The organism is Vibrio makurazakiensis, from assembly GCF_050337375.1.
Classification (GTDB): Bacteria; Pseudomonadota; Gammaproteobacteria; order Enterobacterales; family Vibrionaceae; genus Vibrio; species Vibrio makurazakiensis.
In genome coordinates this window covers 17,965-34,462 of sequence record NZ_JAKJSW010000023.1, presented here as the reverse complement: position 1 = coordinate 34,462, position 16,498 = coordinate 17,965, and the positions used below count along the sequence as shown (strand labels likewise).

General features: G+C 42.5%; 14 protein-coding genes. All 14 read left to right on the top strand.

The features are described 5' to 3' along the window. Positions 1 to 924: 924 nt before the first annotated feature. The 14 genes from L4C33_RS03600 to L4C33_RS03535 all read left to right on the top strand — a co-directional run bounded on the left by L4C33_RS03600 (position 925) and on the right by L4C33_RS03535 (position 16,467). Complete coding sequence (locus tag L4C33_RS03600; protein ID WP_428811083.1) at positions 925 to 2,142, top strand: ParA family protein; 1,218 nt, start codon at positions 925 to 927, stop codon at positions 2,140 to 2,142. Between the two features lie 8 nt (positions 2,143 to 2,150). Then, the gene (locus tag L4C33_RS03595; RefSeq protein WP_428811082.1) at positions 2,151 to 3,128 is read left to right on the top strand and encodes a ParB/RepB/Spo0J family partition protein; all 978 of its coding nucleotides are present in this window, start codon (positions 2,151 to 2,153) and stop codon (positions 3,126 to 3,128) included. 121 nt (positions 3,129 to 3,249) lie between these two features. Further along, positions 3,250 to 5,310: a tRNA(Met) cytidine acetyltransferase TmcA gene (locus L4C33_RS03590; protein WP_428811081.1), complete on the top strand. Its 2,061-nt coding sequence runs from the start codon at positions 3,250 to 3,252 to the stop codon at positions 5,308 to 5,310. A gap of 318 nt (positions 5,311 to 5,628) precedes the next feature. Next, on the top strand, positions 5,629 to 5,904 hold the full coding sequence (locus L4C33_RS03585) for an STAS domain-containing protein (protein ID WP_428811080.1): 276 nt from the start codon (positions 5,629 to 5,631) through the stop codon (positions 5,902 to 5,904). A 9-nt stretch (positions 5,905 to 5,913) separates the two neighbouring features. Beyond that, on the top strand, positions 5,914 to 6,273 hold the full coding sequence (locus L4C33_RS03580; protein ID WP_428811079.1) for a response regulator: 360 nt from the start codon (positions 5,914 to 5,916) through the stop codon (positions 6,271 to 6,273). A gap of 65 nt (positions 6,274 to 6,338) precedes the next feature. Next, positions 6,339 to 8,504 carry a chemotaxis protein CheA gene (locus tag L4C33_RS03575; protein ID WP_428811078.1) on the top strand — a complete coding sequence of 722 codons (2,166 nt, stop codon included), beginning with the start codon at positions 6,339 to 6,341 and terminating at the stop codon, positions 8,502 to 8,504. Positions 8,505 to 8,617: 113 nt separating this feature from the next. Beyond that, positions 8,618 to 9,082 (top strand): chemotaxis protein CheW, encoded by a 465-nt coding sequence (locus L4C33_RS03570; protein WP_428811111.1) that lies wholly within the window; start codon positions 8,618 to 8,620, stop codon positions 9,080 to 9,082. A gap of 3 nt (positions 9,083 to 9,085) precedes the next feature. Then, entirely contained in the window at positions 9,086 to 9,550 is a 465-nt protein-coding gene (locus tag L4C33_RS03565) for a chemotaxis protein CheW (protein WP_428811077.1), read from the top strand. 8 nt (positions 9,551 to 9,558) lie between these two features. After that, on the top strand, positions 9,559 to 12,351 hold the full coding sequence (gene aer2 / locus L4C33_RS03560; RefSeq protein WP_428811076.1) for an aerotaxis transducer Aer2: 2,793 nt from the start codon (positions 9,559 to 9,561) through the stop codon (positions 12,349 to 12,351). Next, the gene (locus L4C33_RS03555; protein ID WP_428811075.1) at positions 12,336 to 13,202 is read left to right on the top strand and encodes a CheR family methyltransferase; all 867 of its coding nucleotides are present in this window, start codon (positions 12,336 to 12,338) and stop codon (positions 13,200 to 13,202) included. Before aer2 ends, L4C33_RS03555 begins: the two co-directional genes overlap by 16 nt. A gap of 68 nt (positions 13,203 to 13,270) precedes the next feature. After that, a complete protein-coding gene (locus L4C33_RS03550; RefSeq protein WP_428811074.1) occupies positions 13,271 to 13,894 on the top strand; it encodes a chemotaxis protein CheD in 624 nt (207 codons plus the stop codon). Positions 13,895 to 13,896: 2 nt separating this feature from the next. Then, the gene (locus L4C33_RS03545) at positions 13,897 to 14,943 is read left to right on the top strand and encodes a protein-glutamate methylesterase/protein-glutamine glutaminase (protein WP_428811073.1); all 1,047 of its coding nucleotides are present in this window, start codon (positions 13,897 to 13,899) and stop codon (positions 14,941 to 14,943) included. Positions 14,944 to 14,988: 45 nt separating this feature from the next. Continuing rightward, the gene (locus L4C33_RS03540) at positions 14,989 to 16,158 is read left to right on the top strand and encodes a methyl-accepting chemotaxis protein (protein ID WP_428811072.1); all 1,170 of its coding nucleotides are present in this window, start codon (positions 14,989 to 14,991) and stop codon (positions 16,156 to 16,158) included. A 9-nt stretch (positions 16,159 to 16,167) separates the two neighbouring features. Continuing rightward, a complete protein-coding gene (locus L4C33_RS03535) occupies positions 16,168 to 16,467 on the top strand; it encodes an STAS domain-containing protein (protein ID WP_428811071.1) in 300 nt (99 codons plus the stop codon). Positions 16,468 to 16,498 lie beyond the last annotated feature (31 nt).

Below are 16,498 nucleotides of genomic sequence, written 5' to 3'. Positions count from 1 at the left end.
ATACAACCTCTGAAAGCATGATCATCTTGTTTATACACCTTATCCACAGATCCCCTGCAAATATTGAATACTGTTGCTCTACTCATCTTAATTACTGTCTCGATTTCTACGGAAAGATGATCAAGGTAACGACGAGAAACTATTATTTTGAACAAGTTTTACCCAAAACGGTAAGCTGGCTTCTGAACTGCCCAACTCAGCATCGGTTTTTACAAAGGTATATGCTTTGTTGAACTTAACGAAAGCATGATCATGATTTACAGCTGTATTTGTATTTTGATTCCGTGTGTCTTTGAATACTATCCCAATGATACTGGTAAAACGCTAAAGTCCCAGTCTATCTACATTAGCCCGTAATTTATGGCGAAAAATTCATGCTTCCGGGGGGGCGTTATACTTGATCATTTTTCCGGTGAAGGATCATTGTAAAAACGATCATTATGTTGCAATGATACGCTGTAAATTACCTTGATCATACTTCCTATTAGTAGCCATTTGCCAATTATTTACACGGTTCTCATACTTGATCATGCTTCCAAGCCTTATCCTGATCACCCTGAGTATCATTATTTGTTATGTGAGATTATCGACCTTTGGTTTTTTCTGTAATTGACCTTATTTTTTGTAAAATATAGTTGAAATCACATTTACCGTAGTTAGTGAAGAAAATTCAATCGTTCCGGAGATTTTTCATGTAATTAGATTTACATTGTAAATAAGTGACAGTGTAATTGGTGAGATTGTGGTGGGTTAACGCAGCAATATAGAGGTTCTTTTTGATGCTTTTTATTACTAAATACATTAATAAGCAATAAATAAGTCAATTTTATGTGATTTTGCTCAATAATGAACGTTCAGCTTTTTATTGTATATGTAGTGGATTGCTGTACAATCTTCTTTAGTTAATCATTACGGAAATTGGCAATGAAAAGAGAACAAACGATTGATAATCTCTATCAATTAGCCGAACAGACTCAACAAGTTCAGGCAGATCGAATCGAGATTGTTTTGGAAGAAAGAAGCGATGATCACTTTCCTCCTATGTCTAAGGCTTTAATGGAAACTCGTTCGGGTTTAACTCGTCGTAAGTTAGATGATGCTATCAGCAAGTTAGAAGCTGAAGGACATCAATTTACAAAAAACAATGCCAACCATTATTCTATTTCATTAGAAGAAGCGCACATGCTGATGGATGCGGCGGGTGTTGAGAAGTTCCACGAAAGGAAAAAACATGGCGACAATAAGCCATGGATTATCAATGTTCAAAACCAAAAGGGTGGTACAGGTAAGTCGATGACTGCTGTTCATCTTGCGGCATGTTTGTCATTGAATCTTGATAAGCGCTACCGAATTTGCCTTATTGATTTAGACCCTCAAGGGTCACTACGTTTGTTCTTGAATCCTCAAATCAGTGTATCTGAACATGAAAATATCTACTCTGCAGTCGATATCATGTTAGACAACGTGCCTGAAGACCAAGAAGTGGATGCTGATTTTCTGCGTAAAAACGTGCTACTGCCAACTCAGTACCCGAACTTGAAGACCATTTCAGCTTTCCCTGAAGATGCGATGTTCAACGCTGAAGCGTGGCAGCACCTTTCTCAGAACCAGTCGTTAGATATCGTTCGTCTTCTAAAAGAGAAGTTGATTGATAAGATTGCAGATGATTTTGATGTGATCATGATTGATACCGGCCCTCACGTTGACCCATTAGTATGGAATGCAATGTACGCTTCAAATGCGCTACTTATTCCATGTGCAGCTAAACGTTTGGATTGGGCTTCTACTGTAAACTTCTTCCAGCATTTGCCTACCGTTTACGAAATGTTCCCAGACGATTGGAAAGGTCTAGAGTTCGTTCGTTTAATGCCGACGATGTTTGAAGATGACAACAAAAAGCAGGTTTCGGTTCTTACTGAAATGAATTACTTGTTAGGTGACCAAGTTATGATGGCGACGATTCCTCGTAGCCGTGCATTTGAAACTTGTGCCGATACCTACAGTACCGTTTTTGATCTGACGACCGGTGATTTTGAAGGTGGTAAAAAAACCTTAGCGACTGCGCAAGATGCGGTGCAAAAAAGTGCTCTCGAACTAGAGCGCGTACTACATAGTAATTGGTCTTCATTGAATCAGGGGTAATTTAGACAATGGCAATTAAAACATCTGACTTGAATGCAAAGCTTTTCGGTAAAGCGAATAAGCGCCGTGTAGTGACTCCACAAGAAGCACAGACTGCTGCAAAAGAACAAGCTCAAGTCATTGAACTTTCGGTGGCGGGGGAGGAGCTTGTCTCATTTGAACTAGTACGTATTCCTGCAGATCAAATTGAAAACAAAACAATTGTATTTGCTGACAACGCACGTGAACAATCTTTTCTAAATGAACATGCTCTGTCGGACGTACTAACAACGTTACGTGACCGTGGCCAGCAATACCCAGCGGTTGGCCGCAAAGGTATTAACGGAAAGATTGAAGTTCTCGACGGCAGTCGTCGTCGCATGTCTTGTATCTTAGCGGAAAAAGAATTCCTTATTTATGTCGCTGAAGGCATTAATACAGAGCATGCTAAGTTCTTATCTGACGTCGCGAACGCTCACAAGCCTTTATCTCTTTTTGAGAAAGGTAAAGAGATGCAAGCTAAGTTAGAAAGTGGTGAAGCTGAAGACCAAAAAGCTTTGGCTAAAATGTTCCAGTGTAGTGAAGCGCTCGTTAGTGGGGCTTTGAAAGCTGCTGATCTACCACTAGAGCTTCTGCAAGCTTACCCAAATGTGAGCGATTTAGGCCGTCCAACTATCGTTAAGCTGCATAAACAGTTTGGAACTTTGGATGCTGAGCAACAACGAGATCTGCTAAAGAAATGTGCAAACACTGATGGTTATGTTTGGCAGCGTAGCCAAGCTCAAGGCGTTTCTCGTTTAACTAAAGAAGTGACAGAAACGATAGAGTCATGGATTCTTGAACTTGCGCCGCTTCCAACAAAAGCTCCTTCGAGTAAAGTTGAACTCATCAAAGGGCGTGCATCATATAGCCGTAAAGGTTCTAACCTGGCATTGAGTTTGAAAAAAGTAGACGATGCAACAATGAAAGAAATCCTAGCTTTCGTTGAATCGAAACTGGAACAATAAATCTTTGGTCACGCAGATTTTTCACTAACCAATGACCTAACTGATTAACCTTGAAAGCCGCCTTGTGCGGCTTTTTGTTTTACTGTGCTACTATGTCCGTAATGCAACATTGGACATTTTTATGAACTCATCACTTTCTTATCTTTCCCAAATTTCAGATATTTCCCAGCAAAACTTCTTCCGGTATGGCGTTGTGTTGCAAGGTTCAGATACTTGGCAGCGATCTTTAATTCAAGAATATATCGACTCCAGCAATCCGATGAACGTATTCCAAATTGGTGGCTCACCCATTATAGATGCGCAAAAGACAACTCACGTTTCTATGAAGAAGGGGCATGCGTTGCTAGGGCGAGAGTGCCACTTGCTGATATGTGATTGTAGCGAAGGGTTTGATGCTAATGGGTTCAGCGCTGCGCTAGGTGCACTTGTTGGGGGAGGGTTGTTGATTGTCATTCCTCCTCATGAACTTGTGAGTAGCGAACAGTTAGATGCCGGTCAATCTTGGTTAAAGTTACATTTTGATAAGCTCATTCAATTATCTGAATGCACTGCCCATTATCCGCTTCCCCAAGTTCAGCAGAGTACTTCTAAGGAAGACCTGTTTTATCAGCAGAAGCAAGCGGTTGAGTTGATCCACAAAGTCGTGGCTGGTCATAGAAAGCGTCCTTTGGTTATCACAGCAGACAGAGGACGAGGAAAAAGTAGTGCACTCGGTATTGCGGCTGCGCAGCTAATGAAAGACAAAGCGATACGAATTGTCATTACAGCGCCCAACTCCAAGTCAGTACAACCTGTTTTTTCTCATGCAATAGCATTGCTAGAGGGGGTCACTCAGGTTAGGCCGAATCATATTCAATGTGGCAATAGCGAGCTAAAATTTGTTGCACCTGATGAGCTAATAAAGAGTTCGGTTGATTGCGATTTATTGTTAGTTGATGAAGCTGCAGCTATCCCATTACCTATGCTCAAGCGTATTGTTGATATCCATCACCGTTTAGTATTCTCTACGACTGTTCATGGTTATGAGGGGAGTGGACGAGGGTTTGGACTTAAGTTTCAAGTTTGGTTGTCTGAGTCTCGAAAAGGTTGGCGACTGTTTGAAATGGATCAGCCAATTCGTTGGAATAATGAAGACCCGTTAGAAAAGTGGCTGTTTGATGCCTTTTTATTAAATGCTGAAATTCCGGCTCAAACACCAAGTCATATTAAAGAACATAACTCGCTAACTTGGCAAAAACTGAATAAAGAAGATTCTGCCCAACAACCTCAATTGCTCGCTCAATGTTTTGCATTGCTTGTTAACGCACATTATCAAACCTCACCGAACGACCTAATGCAGTTGCTTGAAAACCCTGAGATGGAACTGTACGCGTTGCTCAACGAACAATATTGTGTGGGCTGTATTTTAGCGGTACGCGAAGGTGGGTTAGGTGAGAGTTTAATTTGTGATATCCAAAGTGGAGTGAGACGACCTCATGGGCAACTTGCACCAACGCTATTGGCGAATCATTTAGGTGTCGACGAAGCGGCTTCGCAGCAGTGTATACGAGTGATGAGAATCGCAACCTCGCCGGAATTACAAGGTAAAGGTTTAGGTAGTTTTATGTTGAACAAGCTGAGCGAATCAACTACCGGTTGTGATTATTTGGCAACTAGTTTTGGAGCGACGGCAGAGCTAATTCGATTTTGGGAGAAGAATGATTTTGTGCCTGTTCATATTGGTCATCAGCGCGACCAAGCAAGTGGCTGTCATTCTTTACTAATGGTTCGTCCTATTGCCTCAATAGCGAAAGAGTGGGTGTCGTATTCTTCTCGCAGTTTTAGTGACAACTTGCCTTGTTTACTATCGAGTTCTTTGGCAAGCATCGAGATTGATATGGCGCGAGCTTTGTTTCCTCATAAAGCTATACCTGGTTTAGATGAGCGCCAGCTTCGATTAATTAAGAATTACACCATCGGTGGTAATGGGTTCGATAGCATTGGATATTTAATCGAGCGTGTTTTGTTTGGGCTAAGTTCGACAGCATATAATGAAGTGTCCGATTTAATATTTGCGAAAGTGGTGTTAAAGAAGGATTGGAAGCAGTGTGTTGAGCTATTCCAATTTTCTGGTCGTAAACAGGCAGAAGCCCAAATGAGGAATGACATTTCGGGTTTAATTGCGAATTTACACTGTAAATAAAACCTTTTCATATCAGCCGCTTTTTTCATTAGTTTACAGTGTAAATCTAAACCAAAGTTCAGTCGTGAATTTACACTGTAAACCAACCCACTTTCAGAACGTTATAGCATTCATGCTAATTTCTTGACTAATCGTTAATGATAATTACTTTTTCACAAGTCCCTGTTTTTCAATAGCCTTTCTTACTCGTTCGACTAACTTATGGAACGCCCCGATTTTATTTCGTTACTGATTTGATTAATCACTATTCCTATCTACACTCAAAGATATGCAACACTGTCACGTTGGCGAAATAATAATAAAGTAGCAGGAAGTAACATGGAATGTTTGCTCGAAGAGTCCATAGAGATCTCGACTGTGCTTAACTCTAAAGATAAATACCTAGAATGGCTTAAACAAGATACTCCAATCTCAATTGACGCCTCTCATGTGGTACGAGTCGATACAGCAGGCCTTCAAGCCCTTGCCTCTCTTTTCCGTTCAGCTAACCGTGCCGGTTTAGTTATTAGTATGAAGAATCCATCTTCGGTATTAACCGATGCGATTGAATTACTAAATCTAGAACAACAGTTCTACTCCGAAAAGGAACTTTGAGGGTTATATATGAAGAAAATCTTAGCTGTAGATGACTCTGTATCTATCCGCCAGATGGTTAGTCACACCCTAAAAGATGCAGGATACCAAGTTGAAACTGCCAATGATGGTAGCGACGCTCTGCGTAAATCGAAGACCACTAAGTTTGATGTCGTTATTTCCGACGTCAACATGCCCATTATGGGAGGGTTTGATTTGGTAAGAGCTATTCGCGGTATTCCTCATTACAAATTTATTCCTATCTTAATGCTGACAACAGAAACAAGTACCGAGAAAAAACAAGAAGGTAAGTCGGCAGGTGCGACTGGATGGTTAGTGAAACCATTTAATCCAGACACCTTGCTAAAAACGCTAAAGCGAGTTCTATAGTCAGCGCCTATTAGACAACTCAATAACCAACTTTAATATTTTGCTCCACCAGGGTAGGGATGATTATGGCTTTAGACATGGACCAGCTACGGAAGATGTTTTACGAAGAATGTCGTGAAAACTTAGAAGTATTAGAAGAAGTGCTTCTAGAGCTTGACCCTACCTCCGTCGACATCGAAATTATTAATACTATTTTTAGAGCTGCTCATTCCATTAAAGGAGGAGCGGCAACGTTCAATTTATTCGACATCAGTGAGTTTACTCATTCTGTCGAAGCTTACTTAGATCTTGTGAGAAATGCAGAACTGCACTTAACCAAAGAGAGTGTTGATGTTCTTTTAAGAAGTTGTGACTGCATTAAGAACATGCTTGAAGGTCATGAAAGCAATCTCGCTGTGGATGAAGACTTTAAAGCCTCTGTTAACGTTGAGCTAAAGTTATTACTTGAACGTCCTGGCACCGCCAATGAAACCCCTCCTGAAAGTTGGCCACAACAAACAGAAAGTGAAGCGTTAGAAAGTAATGACGATTCAGCTGACATTCCATGGTCTGTTTCTTTTGTCCCTCACTCTGAAATATTTTTTAGCGGAAACGACCCACTTCGTATTATCCGAGAGGTTCGAGAACTTGACGCCAATGCGGTTATCCAATGCGATACACCAGAGCTTCCAGATCTAAATGAAATCGAGCCCGAGCTGTGTTACCTCAGTTGGTCTTTCACACTCGCTGCGAATATTGATGAACAAGACATTATTGAGATATTTGAATGGGTTGAAGATGAGTGTGATCTCACTATCCAGAAGAAAACTGACACAGTGCCGATGGAGTCTACTCTTGAGGATGTGGATCAAAGTTCTGGTGCAGTAACTGATGCTTCTGAGAATAGCGGACAGGAAAATAGTAATCCATCCACGCAAACCAAGACTCAAGTTCAACAAGGAACGTCTAGTTCCGAAAGTCAGCCACCAGCTACTATTTCAAACGCAGCTGCTTCCAACAAACCGGCAAAAACTGATTCAGGTGTGAGCTCTATTCGCGTTGATATCGATAAGGTTGACGGACTGATTAACCTCGTAGGTGAGCTTGTGATCACTCAGTCCATGCTTACCGAGATAGGCAACGACTTTAGCGTCGACAAATTAGAAAAGCTTAAAGCGGGTCTTGATCAGCTTTTACAAAACAGTAAAGACCTTCAAGAAAATGTACTCAATATTCGAATGCTACCGATGAGTTTTGCGTTTAGTCGGTTTCCTCGTTTAGTTCGCGATTTGTGTGGGCGATTAGAAAAAGAAGTCGATCTACAGATTGTCGGTGAAAATACTGAACTGGATAAAACGGTATTAGAACGGATTGTCGATCCACTGGTTCACTTGGTCAGGAATGGCATCGATCACGGTATTGAGCTTCCTGAACAACGCGTACAAAGCGGCAAGCCAGAAATGGGAGTCATTCGATTAGATGCATTCCACCAAGGTGGCTCGATTGTTATTGAAGTTGAAGATGATGGTGCCGGAATCAATTGCGACGTGTTATGGGAAAAAGCAGTGAAGAAAGGCGTTATTTCTGCCGACTCTCGTCGAGAGGAAATGACCGACAAGCAAATTGTAAATCTTATTTTCGCTCCAGGCTTTTCTACCGCCGATGAGGTATCTGATATCTCAGGGCGTGGTGTTGGTATGGATGTGGTTAAACGAAATATCGAAGAGCTTGGTGGGCACATTGAAGTTGAATCCAAGTTCGGTAAGGGAAGTAAATTCACTATTAGCCTTCCTTTAACTCTGGCGATCTTGGATGGGCAGCTAGTTCGTGTGAGCGGAGAAGTTTATATCATTCCACTGCTAACCATTATTGAGTCCATTCAAATAGATACCAATTGCGTTAAGCATGCCGCTGGCGGGGTGGAGCTTTACCGATTAAGAGATGAAAACATTCCAATACTTCGCCTACAAGATGAATTCAAAATGGGCGAAAGCGGCGAGTTGCAAGACAGAATTTTGTGTTTCGTAGAAGCGGCGGGTAACCGAGTTGGCTTGTTGATCGATGAACTGTTGGATCAGCAACAAGTCGTAATTAAAAGTTTGGAATCGAATTACAGCAAAGTGGCAGGCATTTCAGGTGCCACCATTTTAGGCGACGGTTCAGTGTCACTGATTTTAGATATACAAGGTTTGATTACCTCTTTCTTAGATAAGAACGCTGACAGTGGTGTGAAGAAAGGCATCGCTGCATAGCGTCGCGTACGCGCGCAGTAACTAATAAATTACCGACGGAAAAATTCAGGTAAAGGAGCGGAACAATGGAAGCAGTTCCCCGTGTAGAAGCAGAGCAAGAACGAAGCAACGTGATGAGTGCTGAAATCAGTGAGAATGCTGATTTTCTTAGCTTCTGCTTAGATAAAGAATTGTATGGCGTGGTCATTCAAGATGTTGAAGAGATCCGCGTTTGGGAGCGTCCGACTCCGATTCCTCGTTCCCCAAGCTTTGTGAAAGGGGTGATCAACCTGCGAGGGATGATCGTGCCAATCGTCGACCTGCGTGCGAGGTTTTCTATCGGGAGTTGTGACTATTTACCAACGACCGTGGTGTTGGTGCTACGTAGTTCAATCGGAGAATCTGAACAGTTGATGGGGTTAGTGGTTGATGCCGTGTCTGATGTGATTAGCCAAGGTGATAATGAACTTTACCCAGCGGTTGGAGAGTCGAGTATCGGTCCATTTATTCAGGGCTTATTGAATGTCGACGAGCAAGTGATGTCGTTACTCGATACAGAAGAACTTTTGAATATTGATCTTATTTTGAAGGCAGGTTAGAGCATGGCAGCTGAAGAGTATTTAAGTTTTATCTTGGAAGAAGAAGAATACGCCGTCCCAATTTTAGACGTTCGTGAAGTCCGCGGATGGAATGAAGTTAGAACAGTGCCTAACTCTCCCGAGTTCTTGATCGGTGTTCTTGAAATCCGCGGTGAGTATGTCCCCATCGTAGATTTACGAATGCGTTTTAGTTTGCAGCCAGCTGTTATTAATGCAACGACCGTAGTTATCGTTCTTAACGATTCCAATAAACATCCACTCGGTATTATCGTTGATGCTGTCGCTGAAGTGTATGCCTTAGAACCGACCGCGATAAAACCCGCTCCACACATGTCATTAACCGTCGATGAAAGTTATATCAAAGGTATAGCTTCTGGGGTTAACGGGCATCTAATAATAATTAATCTTGAAGCTCTGTTTGATGTAAATGAGCTAAATAATTCGTCAGTAGAAGAAGCGCTAATGTGAGGTAATTTATGTCATTCTGGAATAGAAGAAAGGAACCCGTGTCACCTTATGTGGCACCTGTAGAAGATACATTAATGGACGAAACTCCAGTTGAAGAAGAAGGCTTATCGAAAGCACAGTTGCTCTCGGCATTAGGTGCGGCACAAACCGCATTAATGATGGTCGATCGAGACTTCAAAATTACCTACGTAAATGAACGCTCTGTTCAATTACTCAAGAATCACGAAGCGTTGTTTCAAACTGTGTGGCCCGCTTTTAGAGCGGAAAAAGAATACCTTGAAGGCTTTTGTATTGATGGTTTTCATGCCAACCCTCAGCACCAGCGCCAACTATTGTCGAACCCTTCTAACCTTCCTTACACAACCACGATCAATGTAAAAGACGTTTTGCTTGAATTGAACGTGGGAGCAATTATTGACGCTTCGGGCAATTACACAGGTAATACACTGGAATGGAATGACGTTACCGAGTTAAGAGCGCAAGAAAATAACGTATCAAGGCTGCAGTCTGCCGTCGATCAAGCGCAAACCGCGATGGTTATGATTGATCGAGATTTCTTGATCACTTACGCCAATAACGAAACCGTGTCGTTATTTAAAAAAAATGAAGCGACAATCAGAACGGTTTGGCCTGGATTCATTGCAAGTGAAGAGTGGTTGATGGGGCGCTGTATTGACGAGTTCCATAAGAGTCCTGCTCATCAAAGGCAAATGCTAAGCGATCCAAGCAACTTGCCTTACACCACAGACATTTCTATTGCAGACCTAAAAATAGAGCTTAACGTTGCCGCGATTATTAACGCTCAAGGCGAATACATAGGTAATACACTTGAGTGGAAAGATGTCACCCAAGAGAGGCTTCGTGAAGATAACGTTGTTCGATTGCAGTCTGCAGTAGATCAAGCACAAACCGCAATGGTGATGATCGACAGAGATCTGTTAATCACTTATGCCAACCAAGAAACCATCGCGCTATTTAAAAAACATGAAGCGACATTAAGATCGGTATGGTCTGGGTTTACCGCGACAGAAGATTGGTTGATGGGGCGCTGTATCGATGAATTCCATCGTAACCCTGCTCACCAAAGACAGCTTCTTGCCGACCCAAGTAATTTACCTTTTACTACCGACATTTCGATCGCAGATCTAAAAATTCAGTTAAACGTTGCTGCTATTCTGGACTCAGAAAGAAATTATATTGGTAGCACTCTAGAGTGGCAGGATGTTACTGAAGAGCGAGCGAAAGAAGCGGAAATTGGGCGCTTGGCCTCTGCCGTTGAAGGTATGACTACTAATCTTATGATGGCGGACCAAGATGGCATCATTCAATATTTAAACCCATCACTTTCAACTTTGCTTAGATCAAGAGAGCGAGATATTCAGGCGGCACTGCCTAGCTTTGATGCAAGTAACCTTATTGGTAAGAACATTGATATCTTCCATAAAAACCCTGCCCACCAGCGTGGCATTATTGCCAATCCTGATCGTCTCCCATTTTCTGCTGATATTAAAGTTGGCGGTCTTGAGTTCAACCTCACCTGTATTGCCATGCGAGATGCAGCCGGTAACTACATGGGGCCTGCGTTGCAGTGGGTAGATATTACTGAGCAGCAAGATGGACAAAGACAAGTGGAAAGCTTGATTCAAAAAGCCATCGCAGGCCAATTAGACGAACGCATTGATACATCTGTTTACAGCGGCTTTATGAAAGAGCTAGGTGACGGCGTTAATGGGCTACTGGATACATTGGTTGATCCGTTAGGCCAATGTATTGATGTTATGAGTAAAGTCGCGGATGGCGATTTGAAAAGTACCATGCCAGATGATTACCAAGGCGAATTTGGCCGCTTAGCAGAGGCGGTTAATACTTCCATTCTTAATATTCGTAACATGGTAGAGAAGATCACAACTTCGTCTGCTCGTGTAGCGACAGCATCAACCGAAATTGCAGATGGTAATAATGACTTAAGCCAACGTGTAGAAGCGCAAGCATCTAACCTGGAAGAAACCGCCGCTAGCATGGAACAAATGACGGCAACCGTGAAGCAAAATGCAGATAACGCCAAAGGTGCGAATGAACTATCAGATGACGCTGCGAAGAAAGCGGGTAAAGGTGGTGAAGTTGTCGGGCAAGCCGTTTCGGCAATGTCTGAAATCAATAGTGCGAGTAAAAAGATTGCCGACATTATTGGTGTTATTGATGAAATCGCCTTCCAAACCAACTTACTTGCATTGAATGCTGCGGTAGAGGCAGCCAGAGCCGGTGAGCAAGGTCGAGGCTTTGCTGTGGTTGCGGGTGAGGTTCGAAATCTAGCACAGCGTAGTGCTGCCGCTGCGAAAGAAATCAAAGGGCTGATCAATGACAGCGTAGAGAAGGTAGATGAAGGTTCACGTTTAGTGGATGAGTCAGGTGAGACACTCAATGAGATTGTAGATGCGGTTGCTCGCGTATCTGAACTAATTCGTCAAATAGCCGATTCGAGTATTGAGCAATCGACGGGTATCGACGAAATAAACCGCGCTATCACCACCATGGATGAGATGACGCAGCAAAATGCATCTCTGGTAGAAGAAACTTCCGCGGCTAGCCAATCACTTCGCTCTGAAGGTAAAGAGCTACTTAACTTAATGAACTTCTTTAGTACCGACAGTAACGTTTCTCAGTATGGAAGCAGCTCAGTCAGACAATCAACAGTATCCCCAATGAAACCCCGAGCGAATGTTAGCGAACTCAAAAAAAGTCGAGTCGTTAATTCGGGGCTGACAATGGGAGAGGATGGTGATGAATGGGAAGAGTTTTAAGTAAGCAAAGTGATACGGCTGCTATGGATGGTGTAAACCGAGAATTTGAACTGACCAAAAAGGATTTCAAATTCATTCAGTGGTTTATCCATAAGAATGTCGGTATCCATCTTACGGATCAAAAGTATGCCATGGTTTATGGCAGGTTGAGCCGTAAGTTGCGAGAGAAAGGCCTTGAACGTTTTGTTGATTACCGTGAACTGATTGAGCATTCCGATCACGATAAGAGAGAGTTTATTAACTCTCTCACAACCAACAAAACATCCTTCTTTCGCGAACAGCATCACTTTGATTACCTTGAATCGACGCTTCTTCCGTTATGGAAACAGCAAGGTAAAAGGGAGATTCGAATCTGGTCGGCTGGTTGTTCTACAGGAGAAGAGCCATACAGTTATCTTGCTTCTTTAGCCTCGGAAGGGGCTTTTGAAGATTTTGATAGCGTATCGTTACTGGCAACGGATCTTGATACTGACGTGCTGTCGCACGCTAAAGCTGGGGTTTATGAAGACGAGGTGCTCGCGAGTATTCCAAGTCACTACTTAAAGCGTAACTTTGTTAAGGGTAAAGGCAGCTTTGCGGGTAAGTTCAAATGTGCGATGCACTTGCGTAACCACGTTAAATTCAACCAACTTAACCTACTTGGTGATTGGCCGATGAAAAAGACATTTGATCTTATTTCCTGCCGAAATGTCATGATCTATTTCGATAAGCCAACCCAAACAAAGCTGATTAAACGCTTTCATCAACAATTAACCCCTGACGGTACATTGTTTATTGGTCACTCGGAAAGTGTTGGTAGTGATTGCCACATCTTCCAACATCTTGGTAATACCATTTATAGCAAGTTGTAGTAGGCATAGAGCAAGTCTTTAGCTCTGTAGATATCTAACGTAACAGTATCAAATACATTGAGGTTTCATTGTTAGCACATGATCACAGCACCTACTACAGCCGCTTTTATCACGAGCAAAAACAATTGCACATGGTCAAAGTGCTCCCTGGGGGAATGTATTGCACGAAGAAGCGAGAAATCATCACCACTGGGCTTGGTTCATGTGTCGCTGCCTGTATTTGGGACCCTTATACCCATGTTGGAGGTATGAATCATTTCTTGTTACCCATTGCTCATAACACTGAGCATCACCATTGGTCGCATGATGATGTGGTGTCTACCGCTGCTCGTTATGGAAGTTACGCTATGGAGATGCTGATAAATCAATTGATTTCAAAGGGAGCCGATCGCTGCCATATGAGAATGAAATTGTTTGGTGGTGCGCAAATGTTAGGGAGAAAGTCAGCAATAGGGGAGAAAAATGTCGATTTCATTCTGCGCTATGCCAAGCAAGAGCACTTTGAAGTCGATGCTTATGATCTTGGTGGGCTTGAACCAAGGAAAATACTGTTTGATCCGTTGACTGGAAAAGCTTGGCTAAAACGAATTCCATTCGCAGAAATAAGCCACCTCAAGCATGAAGAAGATCATTACGCTCAAGAAGTAGAAAGTGAAAGCCAAAATCCAACCGATGATGTGGAGCTGTTTTAGTTATGAAGAAGATCAAAGTACTTGTTGTGGACGATTCTCCAGTATTTCGCTCATTGCTTACGGAGTTGATCTCATCCGATCCTGATCTTGAAGTGGTTGGAGCTGCGGAAGATCCTTACCAAGCCCGAGATATGATCAAGAAGTTAAATCCTGATGTACTTACTCTCGATATAGAAATGCCAAAGATGAATGGCGTTCAATTTCTAAAAAACCTGATGAGATTACGTCCAATGCCAGTCGTTATGATCTCAACTCTGACTCAGCATGGTGCGGAAACAACGTTGGAAGCATTAGATCTAGGTGCGATCGACTATTTCCCCAAACCCGCAATGGATAGCACAGGTGACATGCTCAATTATAAAGATCTGATCAACGGAAAATTGAAAGTAGCGGCAGGCGCGAACGTCAATTCAGATCTCGTCACTAGCGCTTCTCATTCTGTAATAACTGAAGAAATTCATTCTGGTAAAAAATCCAATTTCGAATTGATAGCAATAGGCGCCTCGACTGGAGGTACGGAAGCGGTGCGTAAGGTGCTGTCCTCCTTGCCTATTGGTTTACCGCCTATCGTCATTACCCAACATATCAGCGCCATGTTTTCTAAACCATTTGCTGAGAGGCTAAATAGTGTTAGCAAACTGAGTATTCAAGAGCTCGGTACTGGGGTCGTACCTTTAATTAAAGGGCATGCCTACGTAGCACCGGGTGATAAACATATCGTCGTGATCCGTAAAGGAACAAAGCTATACGCGCAGATCGATGACCGCCCGCCAGTCAATCGCCACAAACCGTCAGTCGATGTGATGTTTGATTCTATCGCTGAAACTGTCGGGGTTAACGCGATGGGAATCATTTTAACGGGAATGGGTAGCGACGGGGCGCAAGGGATGCTCAAAATGAAGCAAGGCGGGGCCATCACGATAGCGCAAGATGAACAAACGTCTGTTGTTTGGGGAATGCCAAGAGTCGCGGTCGAAATAGGGGCTGCGCTGCATGTAAAACCACTCCCTAAAGTTCCAGAATTGATAGTTAAATATATTAATAAATAACGATAACAATCGTCACTAATTTCAAGAAAACGTCAGGACGCCACTATGAAAAATGGAAAGGAATCGCAATCGAAAACGAGATATATACTCGTCGTTACTTGCCAAATTTTTCTACTTACGATTGCAGTTTTTTATGCAACTTCAAGTATTCAAATTGGGCTGATGATCGCGGCAGCAGGCCTGCCTTGGTGTACGTTCCCGTATTTATCATCCAGAGATGCCTCAAACTCAGATGAGAATCAACCGTCACATTCATGCATAAAAGAAGAAACGCTCGAACATGTCCGCTCAATCTATGTTGAAAACCTTCCGAGCATTCATGATTCTTTAGCCAAGCAGCGCACGATTATTGAAGAGTCGGCACAAACTCTCAATGAAAGTTTCTTTGGTTTACAAGCAATCAGTGAGCAGCAAGCACAAGTGTCGGAAGCGTTGGTCAACGAAATGCTGTCTAACCCAAACAACCAATATAGCCTTTCAAGAGTACTGCCACGTACTGAAGATATCATTAACCAGTTTGTGATGACCTTAGTCGATGTGTCGGAAAAGAGTATCTCAGCAGTACACAGTATTCATGATATGTCGGATAAGTTGGACTCGGTATTTAAGCTGCTTGAACGTGTTCGTGGACTTTCAGAGCAAACCAACTTATTGGCATTGAATGCGGCTATTGAAGCTGCAAGAGCCGGTGATGCTGGGCGTGGTTTTGCGGTTGTCGCCCAAGAAGTTCGAGAGCTATCCGTAAAAGCCAAAGACCTAAATGACCAAATTGAAAGTGAAATTAATATCGCGCAAAACACGGTTAAACAAGCCAACGCGACAGTTGGAGAAATGGCGTCTATTGATATGACTATTGCGATTGAATCTAAAGAGCAAATTGACGACATGCTGAAAGGGGTACAACAGGTCAATATCGAGGTCGAGCAAGAGGTGAACAAGATCCGTGATCTCGGAAATCAACTATCAGATCAAGTAGGCAACGGTATTCGTGCATTACAGTTCGCCGATATCGTTAGCCAACAAGGTGAGTACGCCAATGGGGCACTGTATCTATTTGATGAAGTGGTGAAGTTAATGAATAACTTCACTAATAAGGAATTAAACGAGGATGAATTTGAGGAAGAACTGCGCCAATTATTGAGTGACTCTAGAGGCAGATCTGGCCCTGCGGCTAGCCAAGCTAGTATTGAAGAAGGTGAAGTTGAATTGTTTTAGGGAGTATTTATGACGGTTACAAGCAAAATAAATCATAGCGACAACAAGATCGAAATTGCAGTTGAAGGTGCATTTGGTTTCAATTTAGTGCAAGAATTTCGAACTTGTTATTATGAAAAGCGCGACTTTCACTATGAAATCGACTTTAGAAAAGTGGACTATATTGACAGTGCGGGCTTAGGGATGCTGCTCAATATGCAAAAGTATTTAGAGCCCATTGCAAAGAAAATCAAAATCACTAACACCATGCCTCAAGTTAAGAAAATATTGCTGATTTCGCGCTTTGATAAAAAGTTTCTTATCGAGTAAGCCTGTTTTAATTTGTTAGATGTAGATGTAG

Bases quoted from the DNA above. Each gene is read 5' to 3' on its own strand.
- L4C33_RS03540 (WP_428811072.1), top strand. From the start codon at position 14,989: ATGAAAAATGGAAAGGAATCGCAATCGAAAACGAGATATATACTCGTC.
- L4C33_RS03590 (WP_428811081.1), top strand. From the start codon at position 3,250: ATGAACTCATCACTTTCTTATCTTTCCCAAATTTCAGATATTTCCCAG.
- L4C33_RS03580 (WP_428811079.1), top strand. From the start codon at position 5,914: ATGAAGAAAATCTTAGCTGTAGATGACTCTGTATCTATCCGCCAGATG.
- L4C33_RS03545 (WP_428811073.1), top strand. From the start codon at position 13,897: ATGAAGAAGATCAAAGTACTTGTTGTGGACGATTCTCCAGTATTTCGC.
- aer2 (WP_428811076.1), top strand. From the start codon at position 9,559: ATGTCATTCTGGAATAGAAGAAAGGAACCCGTGTCACCTTATGTGGCA.
- L4C33_RS03565 (WP_428811077.1), top strand. From the start codon at position 9,086: ATGGCAGCTGAAGAGTATTTAAGTTTTATCTTGGAAGAAGAAGAATAC.
- L4C33_RS03600 (WP_428811083.1), top strand. From the start codon at position 925: ATGAAAAGAGAACAAACGATTGATAATCTCTATCAATTAGCCGAACAG.
- L4C33_RS03570 (WP_428811111.1), top strand. From the start codon at position 8,618: ATGAGTGCTGAAATCAGTGAGAATGCTGATTTTCTTAGCTTCTGCTTA.
- L4C33_RS03585 (WP_428811080.1), top strand. From the start codon at position 5,629: ATGGAATGTTTGCTCGAAGAGTCCATAGAGATCTCGACTGTGCTTAAC.
- L4C33_RS03575 (WP_428811078.1), top strand. From the start codon at position 6,339: ATGGCTTTAGACATGGACCAGCTACGGAAGATGTTTTACGAAGAATGT.
- L4C33_RS03555 (WP_428811075.1), top strand. From the start codon at position 12,336: ATGGGAAGAGTTTTAAGTAAGCAAAGTGATACGGCTGCTATGGATGGT.
- L4C33_RS03535 (WP_428811071.1), top strand. From the start codon at position 16,168: ATGACGGTTACAAGCAAAATAAATCATAGCGACAACAAGATCGAAATT.
- L4C33_RS03595 (WP_428811082.1), top strand. From the start codon at position 2,151: ATGGCAATTAAAACATCTGACTTGAATGCAAAGCTTTTCGGTAAAGCG.